The following is a 20,125-nucleotide window of genomic DNA, read 5'->3' on the forward strand; positions in this document are numbered from 1 at the left end:
TACTCAGGACATGACCTCAGATTAGGATGCAAAGCCACGTATAATATTTGGCTTATCTTAATGAAAAATATACTTATAACCCTGACCTGTCTCTTTTTGTCATCACACACGGTTGCAGACACACTCGCACAACAAGTCGCTCAGTTAGAGACTCAATCTGGTGGTCGTCTCGGTGTCGCCGTTTTGGATACCCAAAATAATCATCAGTGGCAATATCGTGGCGATGAGCGCTTCCCTATGATGAGTACCTTTAAAGCACTGATGTGTGCCAGCGCACTCGATCTTGCCGACCAAAACAAGCTTAGCTTAAACGACACAACCACGATTAAAGAAAGCGATCTGGTGACTTGGTCTCCGGTTACTGAAAAATTGATTGGTCAAGACATGACAATTCAACAAGCTTGCGAAGCGACGATGCTGATGAGCGATAACACGGCGGCCAATATCGTATTGCATCAAATTGGCGGCCCGCAGCAAGTGACACAATTTGTCCGAACTCTCGATGATAAAGTCACTCGCCTTGACCGCTTTGAACCGGAACTCAATCAAGCCACTCCAGGTGATAAACGCGATACCACCTCTCCTCATGCGATGGTCACGTCTCTCAACACCATTTTGCTTCAAGACGGGTTGAGCGAAAAAAACCAACAGACTCTGCTGACTTGGATGAAAAACAATAAAATCTCAGATTCTCTGATCCGCTCTATTTTACCCCAAGGTTGGTCCATTGCCGATCGCACCGGCGCTGGTGAGCAAGGTTCAAGAGCGATCAACGCACTGGTATGGAACGAGCAGCATAAACCGATCATTATCAGTCTTTATTTGACCCAAACTCAGCTTGATATAGCGCAGCGCAATCAAACGCTCAACCAAGTAGCAAAACTGGTACTTGAACATTTTTCAGTGGACTAGAAACGACAAAGAAGCCATCGCTGGCTTCTTTGCGTCTCCAATGTATGATCAATGTGAATGCCCATGTGAACGCTCGGCACTGTAGCCGCTAAAACTCGAATCTACGCTGCCTTTAAAACAGTTGAGAACCCAAGGAAAAGAGTCAGTGATATAGTAAGCATACTGGCCATTCACTGTCATACCATTGCATTCATCGAGATCCCCTAAGCCAACTGTGTATTCCCAATCCCCACGGAACTGTCCATCGTAGTTGCTACTGACCACATTACCTCCCACAACGGGAGCGGTATAGCTGCCTTCGTCGACACGGGCACCTGATTTCAACTGATAGCTAGCCACCGCCTTTCTCACTTGACCTGTTGACGTGTCCGTGAAGCAACTGCCATACACTGGGAAGCCATCGGCTGCAAAGCCAATGACCGGAGAAGCCTGTCCACCAGCACAATCCTGAATGAACATGGCGACCGGATTGCCATGATAGTGATACGCCCCTGTCGGCTGAACGTGAGCATTATGGATATCCGTACCGAAGCTATTTAAGGAAGACATAGGGTCGTAACGCCAAGGATTATTGATCTGGTCTTGCCCGCACCCTGTTTTTTCATCGCCGACGCCGTAGCAAGCCGCCGCGAGCAAGTCCACTTTGACGCCATTGAGCAAGATCGCCTCAGAGGTACCCAAGCTAAGCGCTGTGGCACTGGACGCAACACTCGGAGAAGCCGTGAACTCATAACGGATGGTTTGCTCTGTCACATTCGTCGCAAATGAAGCCGTCGCATCATTAAAATCATGATTCGGAATCGCATTCGACGCCACAATACACTTTGAACCACTAGAAGAAATATCAACTTGCCCGGTGAACAATAGTGACCGCTGAATATCACTGACTGAGGAAAAGAAAGTTCCTAAATATTGCTGACAGTCACCAGAAAGATTAGTGAAAAAGGTATTGGTGATATCAGATCGAGACGTGGAAGTTGTGGTCGAGCTTTCCTCTTCACCACTATTGCACCCAAACAGCAACAACGTCAGTACACCCGTCGCGGAATATGAGACTAAATTTGAGACTGGCATTTCATTCACCCAACTAATCATTGTTTTTAGTGAGATTAGCCAGCCCTGCAAATTTATAAATCTGATTTACCAGACTTTACGTGTCTATACACTTCTTTACGTTTCTCCAATCGGTAGCGCTGTCGTGTATTTCAGCGGCTCCATGGCAAAGGTTGACGTGACATTGGAGATGCCAGCGATGGAGTTAACTAATTTTTTATAGAAGTTATCAAAGCACTGCATATCTTTGACCTGAACTTTCATCATGTAGTCGTACTCACCAGCCATTCGATAAAATTCCATCACTTCAGGAAAGTCTGCAGCGGTAGAAACAAATTGACTGTACCACTCATGGGAATGGTCGCAGGTTTTCACCAAAACAAAAGCGGTGAAAGATAAGTCGAGCTTTTCCGGGTTAAGCAAAGCCACCCTTTTTTCAATGACACCTGATTCTTCAAGCTTTTTCAGCCGCTTCCAGCACGGTGTCGTCGTTAAATTCACCGCCTCTGCTAAGTCATTTAAGGACAAGGTTCCATCTTGTTGTAACAACGCTAAAATTTTTCGGTCTACCTTATCCAACTCCACACCCATAAAGAACTCCTATAGAAAAATTTTCTACAAATAAAGCAAATTAAAGGCAATTAGGCAAAGCATTTCTCCTAATATATAGATAGATTATTAGCATAACGATGCTAAGGAGGTACTCATGTGTACAGACCACAACTGGATTAATAACGCGATTCGAAAAATTGAGGCTGATTTCCAACGTTCCGCGGATACGCACTTGATCAAATTGGATTTGCCCAGTGTGGCAGGGATCGATATTTATCTCAAAGATGAAAGTACACATCCGACAGGATCTTTAAAGCATCGTCTGGCACGCTCACTGTTTCTTTACGCAATCTGTAATGGATGGGTCGGCCCAGAAACCCCAATTATTGAATCATCATCTGGCAGTACTGCTGTATCAGAAGCGTATTTTGCTCGGCTACTTGGTTTGCCATTTATTGCCGTTATGCCTAAATGCACAGCGAAGAAGAAAATTGAGCAGATTGAGTTTTATGGGGGTCAAGCACATTTGGTTGATCGCTCAGATCAAATCTACGCAGAATCGCATCGATTAGCGAAAGAACTCAATGGCCATTATATGGACCAGTTCACCTATGCCGAGCGTGCGACAGACTGGCGTGGTAATAACAATATCGCCAATTCTATTTTCAGCCAGATGAAGCTTGAAGATAACCCTATTCCTAAATGGGTAGTCATGAGCCCAGGAACGGGGGGGACTTCCGCTACTATTGGCCGTTTTATTCGCTATCAACAACACTCGACTAAACTTTGCGTCGTTGACCCTGAAAATTCTGTCTTCCACGAATTCTTCAAAACAGGGAACCCTGAACTCAAGGGCAACTGCGGAAGTAAAATCGAAGGCATCGGTCGACCTCGTGTAGAGCCAAGTTTCATTCCAGGCGTGATTGATGAGATGCGCACCATTCCAGATGCCGCTTCTGTTGCAACGGCACATTGGCTTGAAAAGATCCTTGGCCGTAAAGTAGGTGCGTCAACGGGAACTAACCTATACGGTGTACTGCAGATAGCAAGTGAAATGAAAGCACGCGGTGAAACAGGCTCTATCGTGACACTTTTGTGTGATAGTGGTGAACGTTATCTAGACACCTACTACAATAGTGAGTGGGTCAAACAAAACATCGGCGACTTGCAACCTTATCTCGCAAAATTAGAAGCGTTTAAAGCAACGGGCCAAATCTAAATAACAATAACAACATCAGTTGGAAACTCAAACGCCACTCATCTGAGTGGCGTTTTTCATATCAAGGGAGAGCGTTAACGCTTTTTCTGACGTGCTTCGAAAGCCGCGAGTTGTTCAGGTGTCGCTTTCGGCTGGTGATTCTGTTTCCACTCATCGTAAGTCATACCATAAACACGTTCACGTGCATCATCGATATCCAGCTCTAAACCCTGAGTTTCCGCTTCAGCTTTATACCATTTACTGAAACAGTTACGGCAGAACCCCGCAAGGATCATTAGATCGATGTTCTGCACATCTTTATTCTCATCAAGATGAGAAAGTAGGCGGCGAAATACCGCTGCATCCAATTTATCCTGCTCTTCCTGAGAAAGGTTTTTATACTTAAATTCAGCCACTTTACTTGCCTATTGTTGTTCTGTATCGAATTATCTTATCAAGTCTTTGTCCAATACAAAAACGCCCAAGCACTTGGCTCGGGCGTTTATTATCAGGTTATGCGGTTAACCTTGAATACCGACAATCAACCATGGAGCATTAGGTACCGTTAGGTCACGCTCAAGGTGCCAGATGTCTTCAATGTTTTCTTCAACATTCTCTACAGTATCACGGTAGCGACCGCTAAACTGTAAACTAAGCTGTGCTTTGCTTGCATCGTAGTCGGCACGAACGATTTCTGCGTCAACGTACATCACATCTGTATGCTGCTCACCTTCCAGTTTCGCACGCTCTGATTTTAAATCTTCAAACAGACTTGGAGAAACATATTCCTCAATCGTTTCAAGCTGGTTGTGGTTCCATGCACCTTGAAGCGTTCTGTAATGCTCACGAGAGCCATTCACAAAAGCCACTTTGTCAAAACCCGGTGGATAGTTGTGCGGAATATCGGACTGAGCACCAAAACCAAAACCGCCTTGGCTGCCAGACTGAGGCTGCTGTTCGAAATTATGAACATTAGGCTGCTCAAATTTAGCAGCAGAGCCGCCGAAAGCAGGCTGCTGTTTATGCTGATTCATACTGCCTTGCTTCGACCCAAGCAGACCTCGCATCAATTTGAAGATGACAAACGCCACCAAGCCCATGATAAGGATATCCATGAACTGGATTCCTTCAAACGCGCCACCGAAGAATGCCGCTAAAAGACCACCCGCTAACAGACCGCCAAGCAATCCGCCCATCAGGCCTTTTTTAGTTGACCCTTGCGTTTTTGCGCCTTGGTCTTTACCAATCGTGTTTGTGTTTTGCTGTTGTTGCTTTGGTGCAGGAGCTGTTTTAAAGCTCTTACCAAATGACTTGCCGCCACCGAACTTCTTCGCTTCTGCGATAGGAGTAATAGCAACAGAGACCATCAGCAAAGCAACGAGGGAAAAAAGTCGTTTCATATTTTTCCTTAGGGTTTCCTGTATAAGGTAAGAATTATACTTATGGGGCAATAGTAGCCTGTGTCTCTAGAGAATGAAATATGCCAAAGTCGAATACATGTATCAAAGTATTGCAAATTCGAAGATAGTCAGTTGCGCTTCACACACAGCCTCATTAGAATATTGAACGTTGTTCATTTTTGAAATTTTGTCATGGCCCGTAGAAACGATCATACACGCGATGAGCTTATCGCTCTCACGTTAGACACAGTAAAAGAATTCTTGAGCGAAAACTCCTATCACGAGTTAAGTTTGCGCAAGGTTGCGAATATGATCGGCTATGTGCCAAGCACACTGGTCAACGTGTTTGGTAATTACAATCTACTGCTGCTTCATGCTGTCGCTCAGACTCTAGATGAGCTAGCAAGTGAAGCAAAAGTGGTTGTTGAACAGAGTCAGGCGCCAAAAACGGCCTTGTATGAGCTCGCTTACTGTTATCACGACTTTGCCCAGCGCCACCCTTACCGTTGGCAGTTAATTTTCGAACACAATATGCATGGTGAGACGCTACCCGAATGGCAAGCTGAACGTATTGATAGCATGACGGGCATGCTTGAACAGCTACTCCAAGTTATCGCTCCTCACCGTTCAGAAAAGGAAGTGTTACAAGCCAGTCGAGTACTTTGGTCTGGTGTCCACGGTATTACCTTGTTGAGTGTTGATGATAAGTTCTTCGCAGCAGAACCTATCGACGGCAAAGAACTGATAAATAACCTACTCTCTAACTACATCGCGAACTGGTAATCGCATCCTAAAGGAACAAGGATCACCATGCCAAACAGCCAAACTTCTCTTTTAGGACAGAGACGATTTCTGCCCTATTTCGTGACCCAATTTTTTGGTGCTTTTAACGATAATATTTTTAAAAACGTCTTACTGCTTTTCGTCGCTTTCGCTGGTGCTGGTGCCTTACCTATCTCCAGCAATTTATTCATCAACCTTGCGGCTGGCTTGTTTATTTTGCCTTTCTTCCTTTTTTCTGCCTCTGCTGGCGTATTGGCCGATAAGTATGAGAAGTCTTGGTTCATTCGCAAGGTCAAACTGGCTGAAATTGGCATTATGACTCTGGGGGCTATTGGCTTTATCACCGAAAGCTACGTCATCCTGTTAATTCTACTTTTCTTGATGGGGACGCAATCGGCATTTTTCGGTCCGGTAAAATACGCACTATTACCACAGCAGCTTAAACCGCAAGAGCTGGTTCCGGGTAATGCTTTGGTAGAAACAGGCACGTTTCTCGCCATTCTTCTCGGCACGCTAGGTGCAGGCATTATTGCTTCAGCGGAAAGCGCCAAATACGTGGCAGCAGGATGCGTCGTAGTGTTTGCCGTGTTTGGGTACCTCGCCAGTCGTTCAATTCCTGAAGCCCCCGCAAGCGCACCAGACATAAAATTCCGCTGGCAGCCGATCAAACAAACCCGTAATACCATCGCCATCGCTAAATCCGACAAAACGATTTTCCAAGCCTTGATGGCGATCAGCTGGTTCTGGTTCTTGGGGGCAGCCTACCTGACTCAGTTCCCTAATTTCACGAAACTTTATCTCAATGGCAGTGAAAGTGCTGTTTCGTTCCTACTGGCACTTTTTTCTATCGGTATTGCCATTGGATCGCTGGCTTGTGATAAATTATCCAACCACAGAATTGAAGTCGGTATCGTGCCACTGGGTAGTTTAGGGATTTCAATATTTGGTTTCTTAATGGCAACCTCTGTCCCAGCCAGTCTACCGGAGTTTGAAAGCTTTACAGATTTTGTGTCTTACCAGCCATTATGGCCTGTGTTCATCTCGCTGTTGATGCTGGGTGCATCTGGTGGGGTGTTTATTGTGCCACTCTACGCATTGATGCAGCAGCGTGCCAAAGTCACAGAGCGCGCTCAGGTGATTGCAGCACTCAACATCTATAACTCACTGTTTATGGTTGGCAGTGCTGTACTGGGTATCGTCTGCCTAGCGGTGATAGAAATGAGTATTCCGCAGCTGTTCTTGTTACTCGCATTCATGAACCTAGTGGTTGCCATGTCCTTATTCTTGCGTGTACCTGTTTTTGCCGTACGATTCATCGTCTGGATACTGACGCATACCATGTATCGCGTGAACCATAAAAACTTACACCACCTGCCTGAAAAAGGGGGGGCACTCATTGTCTGTAACCACGTCAGTTATATGGACGCTTTGTTGTTGAGCGCGGTTTGCCCAAGGCTGATCCGCTTTGTAATGGAAGAAGATTACGCCAACCTTCCACCTTTGCGTCGTTTTCTTAAGCGCGCGGGAGTAATCCCTATCTCCGCTTCCAACCGACGCTCCATTCGCAATGCGTTTGGTGAGATAGAACAAGCGTTAGAAGAAGGTCATTTGGTATGTATTTTTCCTGAAGGACGCCTCACTAGCGATGGTGAAATGAATGACTTTATGCGTGGCATGGACATCATTCTAAAACGGAGTCCTGTCCCAGTTATCCCTATTGCGATTAAAGGTTTATGGGGTAGCTTCTTCAGTCGATATAAAGGTAAGGCTTGTAGCGGGCTGCCTAGCAGATTCTGGTCCAAGTTAGAGATAGAAGCAGGTCAGCCTGTCGACTCATCAGCAGCAACCACTGAGTTAATGCAGTATAAGGTCTCTCAGCTCAGAGGTGACTGGAAATAACTTTACGAACATACGTTCATTAAATGTGAACGTATGTTCAATTCATTCAAATCTACTTATCGGCTGGATTTGGTTACACTCACCAGCTGTTTTGATTGCTACTTTTTGTAATGACGACGATTAAAAAGCAACTGCCATTTTGGTTGGCAATGATCATCTGCCTAACACCATGGGTGACCTCACCAACCGCATTGGTGATTGGTTTCTTGCTGGCTTCATTGGGCATGGTGCCACACGATTTTAATCTGGCAAAAGTGACCAAAAAACTATTGGCTTATTCAATCGTCGGCTTGGGCTTTGGCATTCAATTCAAAAATGCCCTTGCGGTTACCTCAGATGGCATTGGTCTTATCATTACTACCATTATCGGCACCTTATTTATAGGCTGGTGGGTGGCAAAAGCCATTGGCCTCAATAAAGAAACGGGCTATCTGATTTCTTCTGGAACCGCCATCTGTGGTGGCAGTGCGATCGCCGCGGTTTCTCCTGCTATCAAAGCAAACGATGAGCAAATCGGCCTTTCTTTAGCCACCGTATTTGTCCTAAATTCTATAGCTCTGTTTGTCTTCCCTGTGATTGGCCATGCGCTGAATCTCGATCAACATACTTTCGGCACTTGGGCAGCGATTGCCATACATGACACTTCATCCGTCGTTGGTGCTGCCTCCGCCTACGGTGAGGAAGCACTCACCACCGCGACAACCTTAAAACTGGCAAGGGCTCTTTGGATTATTCCGGTTGCGTTGTTTAGCGCCTTTTTATTCCGTAGCGATTCGAAGAAAATCACTATCCCCTACTTCATCTTGTTTTATTGCGTCGCGATTGCAGTCAGCGATCTGTTGCCACAGTTTGAGATGATTTATCAGGGAATCTTCGATGTTGCTAAACGGGCTTTAGTGGTGTGTTTGTTTTTGATTGGCTGCGGAATTTCGGTGGAAAAGCTCAAGTCTGCAGGACCTAAACCCCTACTGTTTGGTGTTACGCTGTGGATTGCTATATCGACCAGCTCATTAGCATGGTTGACACTTAGCTAAAGCTCCTCCGGCTCAATTTTAAGCTTTTTGCGCTTTTGTCGTTGGTATATTAAGACCAAAGCGGCGATAAATAGAAACGCAGATAACTCAGCCAGTGATCGCACCAAGCCTTCACTTTGCACTGCAACCACAATCTGAATCAATATTGCCAACACAATGACGGCTTTCATGATCGCCTCTTATATCCATATACTCATATTTCAGGCAGTATTATGAGATAGAGTTATAAGTTTGATAAATTCAGATTTGGACTATGAAAGATCAATTTCAACTAAGTTGACTTTCACCTTGGCCGATTAAGTAACGAACAGGTCATTGCTTGCTGAATGCGCTGGGCATGAGAGCTCAGCCAAAGAAAAAGCACTCGCCAGTTAATTAGAGAGACATGTGGTGATTTCGCAACTAGTCACCGATTCTGTACTGCACATTATTTATCGAGTTGAGTCAAAAGCCAATCTTTCACTGCTTTTCGCGACACTTTGATCCCCGACTGGCAAAGACGCTCTGGCAACTCGTAGTAGGCGATCGGCCATTTAAATCGAGTTAAAAACTCACCGAGATGCTGCTCGATACAGTTTATATCTAACCCTTGATGACTTTGAATAACGGCGATCGGCCGATGCCCAAACTCTTGGTCTTCAATTGGCACTATAATGGATTGAATCACATCTGGGAGCTGGTTGAGTACGGCTTCTATCTCTTCACAATGAATGTTTTCGCCACCTGAGATGAACAGATTGTCTGCTCTGCCGATAATTTGCAGCTCATCGTTTTTCCATTCACCGAGATCTTTGCTATCGAACCACGTGTCGTGCACCATAGGTTCAAGCGTACCCTGCTGGTAATAACCAGAGGCTAGCGTTTCTCCCCCGATGTAAATCCTCTGCCCTTCAAGTTTCACCCTGCGCTTGGGCAATACCTTGCCTGCCGTAGTGTCACTATCTACCCGCTTCGCCGTCACGGTAGAAGCCGCTTCCGTCATGCCATAACCTAACCAAGTTTCAATCCCCTGTCGCTCCGCTTTGAGGCTCAGAGAAACGGCGATGTGACTGCCCCCAAGTAAGACATGGGTCAGGTCAAGTGGCATATTACTGTCCAATAACCGCTGAAGTTGCGTTGCCACCAGCGACGCATGCGTCACGTGACGAATATCTTCTTGAAGCAATCCGGCCCCCACTTTTAACATCGCACCTGCATGCAACCAGCGATAGATAATCGCCAATCCCGAAACATGGTACATAGGTAAGCTCAACAACCAGCTATCACCCTGCTTAAAAGTGAATTTTTCCAGCAATCCTGATGCAGAAGCCATATGTTGGGCAGAGGTGTGCGCCACCGCTTTCGGTGTTCCTGTTGAACCTGACGTAAATACAATCGACGCCAAATTATCGGCTTGATAACCCGCGGGATAGTCCGCCAAATGTGCACGCTCTACCGTCATCGTCGACAAGGAAGAAAGCATCAAGTTAGGTGGTGCCACCCAAACTTTTCGCTCTGTTTCCGGCAAGTATAGTGATGCCAACTTGGTATCCAGCTCTACTTGAGTCTGTGGCATCGTCAAAGCACAAATTGCACCAATCTCCATGCACGCAAGATAGGCTAACAATAGATCCAAGCTGTTTTTACCAACACACGTCAACACCTCACCGCGCGCTAGCCCCTGTGCAGATAAGCTCGCCGCAACTTCATCCACCAGTTGTACTAGCTCAGCCCAGGTGTATTGCCTCTCTTGATGATGCAGGGCTAACAAAGATGGGCTCAACTGAGCCCATCGTTTCAAAGGAGAGAGTTGGTTTTGCATTAAGATTGCCAGATTAGTGACTGGCCTGACAGTGCAGTCACCGGAAGATCACAGCCAGGCCAAGTCACTTCTAGCTGCTGGGCAAACAAACCTATGGTGTCTAAGCCCGGAATCTCTTCAGGTAGCTGCCATTGGGCAAATCGAGCTAATTGCGTCAGACCCAAACTGGATTCAATACTTGAACTGACCACAGGCTTTATACCTAGCGCTTTAGCGCGGTCGATCAGCTCTATACAACACTCCACAGAACCTATTAACGTTGGCTTTATAATAATGGCTTTGGCTCCATTATAGTCTTCCAGTTTAAAGTCATCTTTACGGATAGCATGTTGAAGAGTTTCGTCCCAAGCAATGGCAATCCCAGTATCGATAGCAAAAGAAAAGCTATCACCTGGAGCCTGGCAGGGTTCTTCGACAAACGCGATCCGTTGACGCAGAGAAGGTGCAATCTTTTTGGCAAATTGCTGCGCTTTTTCTGCGGTCCAAGCTCTATTGGCGTCTAGCCTTAACGTGAGGTCTGGAATAGATTCCAAGAACAGACTGACAAGCAGCCCATCACGAACAGGTTCATACAGCCCCACTTTGATTTTCGCCACTTTTTGGCCTGACATGCGTTCAAGTTTAGGTAGCAGCTCGTCTGGGTCACCAGAGCACAGCGGCGCGGCTTGGTAACAGCCTGTGTCAGGAAGGCCGTTAGCCAACTCCAGTTGCGCCATGGATAAACCAAAAGCCACCGATGGGTATAAGTCTTTGTAGTCGAGGACCTGACCACTTTGCCAAAGAGTAAGTTGTTCGATGAGCTGAGGGTAAACCTCATCCAGACTCTCAATGCTAAACCCCGGTAAAGGCGCAATTTCACCTCGACCTATTTCTCCGTCACTTTCTAGTACAACCACAAAGCCTTCTCGTTCCGTGAGCCTCTGCTCTCTCAGTATCACTCCGCTGTCCATAGGCAGCTCGTAGCGATACAGTTTGGCTGTTCTCATACCAATATCCCTTATCATCGTTGTGTAATCGTTGATATATACTGTTGTTTATTTGATAGCTTTTGATTTAGACGGGTAACCAAAGATACTCTGTTAAGCAGCTTTGCTTTCACGTTATAAACCGAACGGCGCATCAAGGATTACGAGGGAATTTATTAAAGTCTGGTCGACGTTTTTCATTAAACGCATTGCGACCTTCCTGACCTTCTTCGGTCATGTAAAACATCATGGTTGCGTTACCGGCTAATTCTTGGAGACCAGCCTGACCATCACAATCAGCATTTAAGGCCGCTTTCAAGCAGCGTAATGCCATAGGGCTATGTTGCAGGGTTTCGCGACACCAACGGACGGTCTCTTTTTCCAATTCGTCAAGTGGCACCACCGTATTAACCAGACCCATATCCAATGCTTCTTTAGCATCATAGAAACGGCATAGGAACCAGATCTCACGCGCTTTCTTTTGACCGACAATTCGAGCCATATATGAGGCACCCCAGCCGCCATCAAACGAACCAACTTTTGGTCCAGTCTGACCAAACTGAGCGTTTTCTGCGGCAATCGTCAAGTCACACATCATATGCAATACGTGACCACCACCTACAGCCCAACCCGCAACAGCCGCGATAACTGGTTTAGGGCAAGTACGGATCTGACGCTGGAAATCAAGCACATTCAGGTGATGAGTGCCAGAGTCGTCTTGATAGCCGCCATAATCACCACGTATCTTTTGGTCACCGCCCGAACAGAACGCCTTTTCGCCAAGCCCTGTTAAAATGATCACACCGACGCCTTCATCATAACGTGCATCCGCTAGCGCATTGATCATTTCTTTTACGGTTTGAGGACGGAACGCATTCCGTACCTGAGGGCGGGCGATGGTGATTTTTGCGATACCATCTTCCGATTTATGGTACTGAATATCTTCATATTCACCTGTGCAATCGTTCCAGTTTACTGGTGCGTATAGTTCTTGTTCTGAAATACCGACTGTTTTTGCCATGGTGATTCCTGTTTATTGATGTTGCGCTGTTAGAGAAAGGCGCGAATTTGAGATTTAACAACGTCAGCAAACGCTTTAGGCTGTTCGATGTGAACATTATGCCCAGCTCGTTTTACTTGGCTATAAGACAAACCACTCAGTTCGGCCAAATGGCTGAACTTACTGTCTTTTTCACCACAAATGTAATGTACTGGAATACTCAAGCCTGTGAGTGACTCAAGCAAATAATTCTGTTTTGCTAATGAGGTTGCCATCAACATTTTGCCAACAGATGGCCCTAGGTTAGCACTGCGTTTGTGTATGAGTGTTTGTCTTTGCTCATGGTTTAGTGAACTAAATACCGGCTGCTGATACCAATCGCCTAACACTTGTTCGATTGGTTCATGATGAAGTCGCTCAGCCCAACGCGAGTCGTTGCGTAAGCGAGCTGTTTTTTCTGCGTCACTACACAGTCCAAAATGTCCACCTTCAGAAATAAGCATTTGGATATTAAGTGCAGAAAAGTGCTGTTGAGTGAGCCCTACCATCGCAATTCGAGCCCCCATTGAATACCCCACTAACACTATAGGTGGTTGGTGAGGAAATTGAGTAAGTAAAACATCAGATATTTGATCACAGCACGTTTTAAAATCGCGACAATGCATCAGATTGCTCATGCCATGACCAGGAAGATCAATACATAAGGAAGTGTACTCGGGAAGCCATTGCGTACAGCTCTTCCAGTCATCACTGCAACCAAGTAAACCATGCAGATAAACAATTAAGGGTGTGGAGCTGTCATTGCTCGTATTGTTGTAAAGATGGCTATAAAGCATGAACGCGCTGAGTTATCTCTTTCAGGTGTGAGGAAGCTTGTTCAGGCGGTGTTTGTATCTCTAGAAGAAGTGCTCCTTCACCCTGTTGTAAATGCTGACCAACTAACTCAGTGTATGCGGCAAGAGTGGCTGGTTTTTGGTATCGAATACCAAATTGCATCGCAGCATGTTCGAAGGTATAACCATGAGGCATCTGATATAGGGATTGTTTCTGCGCTTGTGGGACAGGGAGCAAATCAAAGATAGCCCCTCCATTATTATTAGTGACCACGATAACGACCGGTGTTTTTTCCTGAGTCAATAGAGACAAAGAGTTAAGGTCGTACAGTGCCGACGTATCACCAATGAACAATACACTGGGCTTACGAGTGGCCCGCACAACACCCGTTAGAGTCGCAATCAAACCATCGATCCCTGATGCACCTCGGTTGCTATACGTGTCAAGGTTTGGCATCGAACCAAACATATCCGCCAGCCGCACAAACAGACTGTTTGCCAAAAAGACCTGAGCTTGCTGAGGCAATACTTTGATAGATTTAGCCAGCGCAACCTCATTCACTGACTGCTGACTTCGCTCATATTGTGAAGACAACATTGCTACCCGCTCAGAATAGCGCTCTAACTCCGCCGCCCAACCATAATGGGCACTTTTGTCTTCCGTAAGCTCCTTCATCCAACTCTCAATCCAAATCTCTATTTCCACGACATGGTGAGTTTGTGGCAAGTGGCTTTGGTTGTTGCGCTCGACGCACGAAGAAACAAAATGATAACCCGCTTGTCTGGATTCAACTTGCTGAGATATCCACTGAATGAGCCGTTTTGATACAATTCGCGAGCCAAACTGTACAATGACATGAGCCTGATTCATCACTTCTTTCGCAGAAGGGTTCTGCAACCAAAGATCATAGTGTGCGAAAGTCGATGAAATCCCCGATTGCGGATCACACAAACATGGCCAGCCCAGTTTTTCCGCCAGCCGTTGCGCCTGCTGCGCTTCCTCTAGAGTGACACTGCCAACGACCATTACCCCCGGTTTATCAGCTAAGTCAGAGTAGTCAAGAGTGGGCAATGATTGAGTTAGAGCCTTGAAGCAGTATGACTTATCAGAGTCGGACCAAGGTTTTACTTCATCGAGATACGCCTGAAATATTCCTTTCGATTCAGAACCGTACAAAGGCTCAGGAAACGGGCAATTAATGTGGACAGCTCCACCTTTCTCAGCTTGTTCAAACATTTTCTGGTCAATGGAAGTTAGGAGCCACTTCAGCGATATGGAGTCCGAAGGGCTTGGTAACTCAAGGCTAGAGGTGACATGAGTTGAGAAAATCCCAGATTGATGGATCGCCTGATTGGCCCCACAGTCAATCAATTCTATGGGTCTGTCTGCTGTCAGAACCACCAGCTTTTCACCCGTCAGTTTAGCTTCGGCAATCGAAGGCAGCAGATTTGCTACCGCTGTCCCCGATGTCACAATCAGTGCAACGGGCTTGTGGCTCGCTTTTGCCAGACCAAGAGCGAGAAAACCTAAACCACGTTCATCAAAATGCGTATGAAGATTCAGGTTTGTATTTTGTTGCGCTTCTAGCGTTAATGGCGTTGAACGTGAGCCTGGGGCAATACACACCTCAGTGACACCGAGACGAGATAACTCTTCAAGCAAGGTCTGACACCAAATACGATTGATAACGGCTTGGTTTTGATTGCCCATTTACGACGCGACTCCCAGTGGAGGAATATCGGCGATCAGTGAGAGCAAGGTCGACATTTTCTTATCCAACTCCTGCCACTCATTATCCGCCACAGAACCCGGAACAATACCCGCGCCTGCGAATAATTGCACCTCTTCACCAAGAATAAGAGCACTGCGTATCGCCACACAAAACTCCGCACGCTGATGGCTAATAAAACCCATCGAGCCGGCATACCAGCCACGCGCAAAGGGTTCATTGTTTTGGATAAAGTCCATTGACGCCTTACGTGGTAATCCGGCAACCGCTGCCGTCGGTTGTAATGCCGCCAGCAATTGAACGCCATTAATGCCCGGTTTGAGGTGTGCATGGATACTGCGTTTAAGATGCTGAACTTTTCTCAGCCTAACCAAACGGGCTTCTTGCTCAACCTCAACATGCTCCGAGTGAGGCGTTAGTCGATCAATAATGTCATCGACGACATATTGGTTCTCATTCAGGTTTTTGCTGTCTTGTGATAACCAGTTTGCCAACTCCATATCGTGGCTGGCGTTGTCGCCTCGACCTATCGTACCCGCCAAAGCTTCGGTGTAGAGCTCTTGCCCTTGTCTGGCATACAAACGTTCCGGTGTAGAACCTATAAAGCTATGCTTTTTATCCAGAGAGAGCATAAAGTGGAAGCTATGATGGTTTTGCAGATAACTTGATTTGAGTAGCTGCGCGGCACTCACCGTGCTGTCCATCTGGACGGACGTTCGACGAGCCAGTACTACTTTCTTAAAGTCATTATTTTCAATACCAGTCAGGACTTTCTCAACCAGCTCAGCCCATTGCGGTTTCTCCGGTATGTGGCTGATGCTTTTGATCTGCGCGGAGACTGGCCGTAAAGCACCAACTTCAATTTTAAGTTTACTGAGTCCGACTAATGTACGATGTTTATCGGCTGTCAGGTTGACGGCTAATGACCAGCGGTTATCAAAACGAATTAGCTCGATTTGTGGTAGGAAGAAAAAAGCAGACATGCAACGACGATTCTTTTCGGTCTGTCCGTCAAAAGAACGTCCACCCCAGATACGTTGTTCATCTGCCAGAATCGTGTAGGCTGGAGCAGGGTCGACAAAAGTATGTAACTGTCCCAATGCCACCACTTCTTCACGGGTATCGCGAGACTGCCAATAAAACTTTGGAAACAGCGGCTGGGACTCCAGCCAATCTATGAATGCAAAATCTGGTTTTTCCTCAAGAACTTGAACCAGACGGTTTACGCCGTCTTCTGCATCCTTTACGCGTTCGATCAGTTCAGTAACGGCTTGATGAAAATGTGACAAATCAGCCTCGTATGCCTGGGGATTTTTATTCATTTTAGATCGCTACTCTATTAATAGACCTTACTTAGATCAAGGTTGTAGCCCATCTTTTGCATAATCCTGTGATTGCAAACGAACAAAGCGCATACAAAAAAGCGTAATAATTCAGTTTTTTATTCTAACAAAGCCCTTTTTGATGTACTTTAATAAAGAAATACAATCTCTTTTAGGTTTTACACAATGCAAAATATCGGGATGTCATCAAAACTCGATAATGTCTGCTATGACATTAGGGGGCCTGTACTCAAACATGCTAAGCGTATGGAGGAAGAGGGGCATAAAATACTGAAGCTGAATATCGGTAATCCCGCTCCATTTGGATTTGACGCCCCAGATGAAATCTTGGTTGATGTCATCCGTAACCTGCCCACTTCGCAAGGTTACTGTGACTCGAAAGGCATCTACTCTGCTCGTAAAGCCGTCGTTCAACACTATCAGCGCAAAGGCATCCGTTCTTTAGATGTCGAAGACGTGTATATCGGTAATGGTGCATCGGAACTTATTGTTATGGCGATGCAGGCTTTGCTCAACAATGGCGACGAGATGCTGGTTCCCGCACCAGATTACCCGCTTTGGACAGCATCTGTAGCCCTATCTGGCGGAAAAGCTGTGCATTATCTTTGTGATGAGCAAGCAGACTGGTATCCAGATCTGGATGATATTCGCAACAAGATAACACCGAATACTCGTGGCATTGTCCTCATCAACCCTAATAACCCAACAGGTGCAGTGTACAGCCGCGACTTTTTATTAGAAGTGATTGAGATTGCACGTCAGCACAAGTTGATCATCTTCGCCGATGAAATCTACGATAAAGTACTCTATGACGGCGCCACACACACCTCTGTTGCGACACTTTCAGATGATGTTTTGACCGTTACCTTCAACGGCTTATCAAAAGCCTATCGCGTCTGTGGGTTCCGTGGTGGTTGGATGTTCCTCACTGGTCCGAAGCATCTCGCTCAAGGGTACGTCAATGGCTTGGATATGCTGGCTTCTATGCGCTTGTGTGCCAATGTACCGATGCAACATGCCATTCAGACCGCACTGGGTGGTTATCAGAGTATTAACGAACTGATCCTGCCCGGCGGCCGCTTATTGGAACAGCGTGACCGCGCCTTCGAGCTGATCAATCAAATCCCTGGGGTTTCCTGCGTCAAACCTAAAGGCGCGATGTATCTGTTCCCGAAAATCGACACTAAGATGTACAACATCAAAGATGATCAGAAGATGGTGCTCGACTTCCTTATTCAGGAAAAAGTGCTGTTGGTTCAAGGTTCAGGCTTCAACTGGCCAAAGCCTGATCACTTCCGCATTGTGACCCTGCCACATGTTGAAGATCTCGAAATGGCGATTGGACGCTTCGAACGCTTCCTGTCGACGTATAGCCAGTAGTAATTAGATTCGATCTTTCATATGCTTAAAGAGCACTCAGAGAGTGCTCTTTTTATTAGGAGGAAGATCCATGACAGAGAGTAAGTCTAAAGAAAGTCATTTCTTCGCTCATCTTGCTCGTATGAAACTGATTCAGCGCTGGCCATTGATGCGTTCTGTGTCAACAGAGAATATCTCAGAGCACAGTCTTCAAGTCGCTTTTGTCGCCCATGCTCTGGCATTAATTAAAAACAAAAAATATGGCGGTAACCTCAACCCTGAACGCATCGCCTTACTGGGAATGTACCACGATACCAGTGAAGTACTCACTGGGGATCTCCCCACTCCCGTCAAGTATTACAACCCAGAGATAGCAAAAGAGTATAAGAAGATAGAATCCGCAGCGGAAAAAAAACTGCTTTCAATGCTGCCCGAAGAATTTCAGGAAGATTTTGCACCTTATCTGGTCTCTCAAGCTGTGTATCCAGAAGATGAAGCGATCGTCAAACAAGCTGATACTATTTGCGCCTACCTCAAATGTTTGGAAGAACTCAGTGCAGGTAACCATGAATATGCACTAGCCAAAAAGCGCCTTGATGTCACTTTGCAAGAGAGGCGAACCCCTGAAATGAACTACTTTCTTACCACATTTGCCCCAAGCTTCGAATTATCTCTCGACGAAATTAGTTAGCTTTATTTCTTAATTAATCTTATTTATTACCAATAACTTAGAGGGAAAAATCAATACTATAATCGCAGAAAAGACAAATATGCTTGAAAGCTGGGACACACAAACTAGCGCAAGAGTGGTTGAAAACACGACCTTATTTGGCTTTGCTCTCAGCGTCGTACTCAAGCACAATAAAGCTATGCATCTCTAGCAAGGTGTTAGGCACCGTCGCTAAAGCGCTCTATTATTCATGCAGTTAAAGGCCAAAATTCATATGAGTTCAAACAGTAAGCGGCTATGGGAACAACGTCACGATGATGAACATAAGATTCGTCGCGACGATCACCGCAGTCCTTATCAACGTGACAGAGCGAGAATTCTTCACTCCGCAGCGTTTCGACGTTTGCAGGCAAAAACTCAGGTTCACGGCAACAGTTTTGACGATTTTCACCGCACTCGACTGACCCACTCTCTCGAAGCGGCTCAGCTAGGAACGGGGATCGTTGCGCAGATAAAGAAGAAACAGGCAGAATTTCGCGACCTTTTGCCTAGCGATAGCTTAATCGATTCGCTTTGCTTGGCTCATGATATTGGCCATCCACCCTATGGGCATGGTGGTGAAGTCGCCCTTAATTACATGATGCGTGAGCATGGCGGATTTGAGGGAAACGCACAGACATTTCGCATCGTGACCAAGCTTGAGCCATATACCGAACATTTTGGTATGAACCTGGCGCGACGAACTTTGCTTGGCCTGATCAAATACCCAGCGCTAATCAGTAAAACATGCGCTGATGTCACTCCAGACAGTGTCTCTCACCAGCGGAAGCTTAAAGCAAAAGAATGGGCACCGGCCAAAGGTTTATATGACTGTGACCAATCCTTATTTGACTGGGTACTAGAGCCGCTTAGTGAGACAGATAAGCAGTTGTTCAGCCAAATGCGTGATGAACAATTGACGGAGCGTCAGCATAAAAAGACCCGCTTTAAATCCATCGACTGTTCTATCATGGAACTGGCTGATGATATTGCTTATGGAGTGCATGATCTCGAAGATGCGGTGGTGCTTGGCATGGTGACAAGGCATCAGTGGATAGAAGGTGCGGCGAGTTTGCTTTCAGAATGTGGTGAACCTTGGTTTGAAGCCCATATCGACTCCATTACAGATATGCTTTTTTCAGGAACTCATCATCAGCGTAAAGACGCCATCGGTGGTATGGTGAACGCTTTGCTAACCAGTATTTCTGTTAAGCCCGTTGATGCACCTTTCGAAAGTCAACTGCTGGCGTTCAATGCTTATTTGGAACCGGAAATGGCCCAGGCGCTGGAAGTCCTTAAGCGCTTTGTCAGTGAGTATGTGATTCAGGTACCTCATGTTCAAGTTGTCGAGTATAAGGGACAACAGATCATTATGGATATCTTCGAAGCGTTTAGCGCTGATCCTGAAAGATTACTGCCCACTCCAATTCGTCATGAATGGCAGCAAGCGACATGTGAGAGTGAAGGATATCGTGTGATTGCAGATTATATTTCTTCAATGACTGACGGCCATGCTCAGCGGCTGCATCAGCAGTTGTTCTCATCTCATTAACA

19 protein-coding genes are annotated in these 20,125 nt (G+C 46.1%); 8 read left to right on the plus strand and 11 right to left on the minus strand.

Features of this window, described 5'->3' with window-relative positions:
* Positions 1-60 precede the first annotated feature (60 nt).
* Positions 61-912, plus strand: coding sequence for a class A beta-lactamase (gene bla, locus OH455_RS09305; protein WP_269981185.1), 852 nt, complete (start codon positions 61-63; stop codon positions 910-912).
* A gap of 48 nt (positions 913-960) precedes the next feature.
* On the opposite strand, the gene OH455_RS09310 is transcribed toward bla, so the two are convergent.
* Positions 961-1,986 carry a YHYH protein gene (locus OH455_RS09310; protein WP_269981186.1) on the minus strand — a complete coding sequence of 342 codons (1,026 nt, stop codon included), beginning with the start codon at positions 1,984-1,986 and terminating at the stop codon, positions 961-963.
* Positions 1,987-2,082: 96 nt separating this feature from the next.
* The gene (locus OH455_RS09315) at positions 2,083-2,556 is read right to left on the minus strand and encodes an Lrp/AsnC family transcriptional regulator (RefSeq protein WP_045975463.1); all 474 of its coding nucleotides are present in this window, start codon (positions 2,554-2,556) and stop codon (positions 2,083-2,085) included.
* A 115-nt stretch (positions 2,557-2,671) separates the two neighbouring features.
* On the opposite strand from OH455_RS09315, the gene OH455_RS09320 reads away from it, so the two are divergent.
* The gene (locus OH455_RS09320) at positions 2,672-3,736 is read left to right on the plus strand and encodes a PLP-dependent cysteine synthase family protein (RefSeq protein ID WP_045975464.1); all 1,065 of its coding nucleotides are present in this window, start codon (positions 2,672-2,674) and stop codon (positions 3,734-3,736) included.
* A 74-nt stretch (positions 3,737-3,810) separates the two neighbouring features.
* Here the strand turns inward: OH455_RS09320 and OH455_RS09325 are convergent, their stop codons facing one another.
* Entirely contained in the window at positions 3,811-4,131 is a 321-nt protein-coding gene (locus tag OH455_RS09325) for a DUF1244 domain-containing protein (RefSeq protein WP_045975465.1), read from the minus strand.
* Between the two features lie 105 nt (positions 4,132-4,236).
* Positions 4,237-5,115: a Tim44 domain-containing protein gene (locus OH455_RS09330; RefSeq protein ID WP_045975466.1), complete on the minus strand. Its 879-nt coding sequence runs from the start codon at positions 5,113-5,115 to the stop codon at positions 4,237-4,239.
* A gap of 192 nt (positions 5,116-5,307) precedes the next feature.
* On the opposite strand from OH455_RS09330, the gene OH455_RS09335 reads away from it, so the two are divergent.
* The 3 genes from OH455_RS09335 to OH455_RS09345 all read left to right on the plus strand — a co-directional run bounded on the left by OH455_RS09335 (position 5,308) and on the right by OH455_RS09345 (position 8,831).
* A complete protein-coding gene (locus tag OH455_RS09335) occupies positions 5,308-5,898 on the plus strand; it encodes a TetR/AcrR family transcriptional regulator (protein WP_045975467.1) in 591 nt (196 codons plus the stop codon).
* A 27-nt stretch (positions 5,899-5,925) separates the two neighbouring features.
* Positions 5,926-7,797, plus strand: a complete 1,872-nt coding sequence (locus tag OH455_RS09340; RefSeq protein ID WP_269981187.1) for an MFS transporter — start codon at positions 5,926-5,928, stop codon at positions 7,795-7,797.
* A 110-nt stretch (positions 7,798-7,907) separates the two neighbouring features.
* A complete protein-coding gene (locus tag OH455_RS09345) occupies positions 7,908-8,831 on the plus strand; it encodes a YeiH family protein (RefSeq protein WP_206368591.1) in 924 nt (307 codons plus the stop codon).
* On the opposite strand, the gene OH455_RS09350 is transcribed toward OH455_RS09345, so the two are convergent.
* The 7 genes from OH455_RS09350 to OH455_RS09380 all read right to left on the minus strand — a co-directional run bounded on the left by OH455_RS09350 (position 8,828) and on the right by OH455_RS09380 (position 16,449).
* Entirely contained in the window at positions 8,828-9,001 is a 174-nt protein-coding gene (locus tag OH455_RS09350) for a hypothetical protein (RefSeq protein ID WP_167336327.1), read from the minus strand. The genes OH455_RS09345 and OH455_RS09350 overlap by 4 nt on opposite strands.
* A 257-nt stretch (positions 9,002-9,258) precedes the next feature.
* Positions 9,259-10,632, minus strand: a complete 1,374-nt coding sequence (gene menE, locus OH455_RS09355; protein ID WP_269981188.1) for an o-succinylbenzoate--CoA ligase — start codon at positions 10,630-10,632, stop codon at positions 9,259-9,261.
* Entirely contained in the window at positions 10,632-11,618 is a 987-nt protein-coding gene (menC, locus tag OH455_RS09360) for an o-succinylbenzoate synthase (RefSeq protein ID WP_269981189.1), read from the minus strand. Before menC ends, menE begins: the two co-directional genes overlap by 1 nt.
* A gap of 133 nt (positions 11,619-11,751) precedes the next feature.
* Positions 11,752-12,618, minus strand: a complete 867-nt coding sequence (gene menB, locus OH455_RS09365) for a 1,4-dihydroxy-2-naphthoyl-CoA synthase (RefSeq protein ID WP_269981190.1) — start codon at positions 12,616-12,618, stop codon at positions 11,752-11,754.
* Positions 12,619-12,647: 29 nt separating this feature from the next.
* Positions 12,648-13,433: a 2-succinyl-6-hydroxy-2,4-cyclohexadiene-1-carboxylate synthase gene (gene menH, locus OH455_RS09370; protein ID WP_269981191.1), complete on the minus strand. Its 786-nt coding sequence runs from the start codon at positions 13,431-13,433 to the stop codon at positions 12,648-12,650.
* Positions 13,423-15,141 carry a 2-succinyl-5-enolpyruvyl-6-hydroxy-3-cyclohexene-1-carboxylic-acid synthase gene (menD, locus tag OH455_RS09375; RefSeq protein ID WP_269981192.1) on the minus strand — a complete coding sequence of 573 codons (1,719 nt, stop codon included), beginning with the start codon at positions 15,139-15,141 and terminating at the stop codon, positions 13,423-13,425. Before menD ends, menH begins: the two co-directional genes overlap by 11 nt.
* Positions 15,142-16,449 (minus strand): isochorismate synthase, encoded by a 1,308-nt coding sequence (locus OH455_RS09380; RefSeq protein ID WP_269981272.1) that lies wholly within the window; start codon positions 16,447-16,449, stop codon positions 15,142-15,144.
* Positions 16,450-16,668: 219 nt separating this feature from the next.
* Here OH455_RS09380 and OH455_RS09385 point away from each other — a divergent pair, with 219 nt between their 5' ends.
* The 3 genes from OH455_RS09385 to OH455_RS09395 all read left to right on the plus strand — a co-directional run bounded on the left by OH455_RS09385 (position 16,669) and on the right by OH455_RS09395 (position 20,123).
* Positions 16,669-17,883 (plus strand): pyridoxal phosphate-dependent aminotransferase, encoded by a 1,215-nt coding sequence (locus OH455_RS09385; protein ID WP_045975476.1) that lies wholly within the window; start codon positions 16,669-16,671, stop codon positions 17,881-17,883.
* 70 nt (positions 17,884-17,953) lie between these two features.
* Positions 17,954-18,553: a 5'-deoxynucleotidase gene (gene yfbR / locus OH455_RS09390; protein ID WP_045975477.1), complete on the plus strand. Its 600-nt coding sequence runs from the start codon at positions 17,954-17,956 to the stop codon at positions 18,551-18,553.
* A 253-nt stretch (positions 18,554-18,806) separates the two neighbouring features.
* Positions 18,807-20,123, plus strand: a complete 1,317-nt coding sequence (locus tag OH455_RS09395; protein ID WP_045975506.1) for an anti-phage deoxyguanosine triphosphatase — start codon at positions 18,807-18,809, stop codon at positions 20,121-20,123.
* The last annotated feature ends 2 nt before the right edge of the window (positions 20,124-20,125 follow it).

The sequence above is a fragment of the Vibrio sp. T11.5 genome (assembly GCF_027587155.1).
GTDB lineage: Bacteria > Pseudomonadota > Gammaproteobacteria > Enterobacterales > Vibrionaceae > Vibrio > Vibrio neptunius.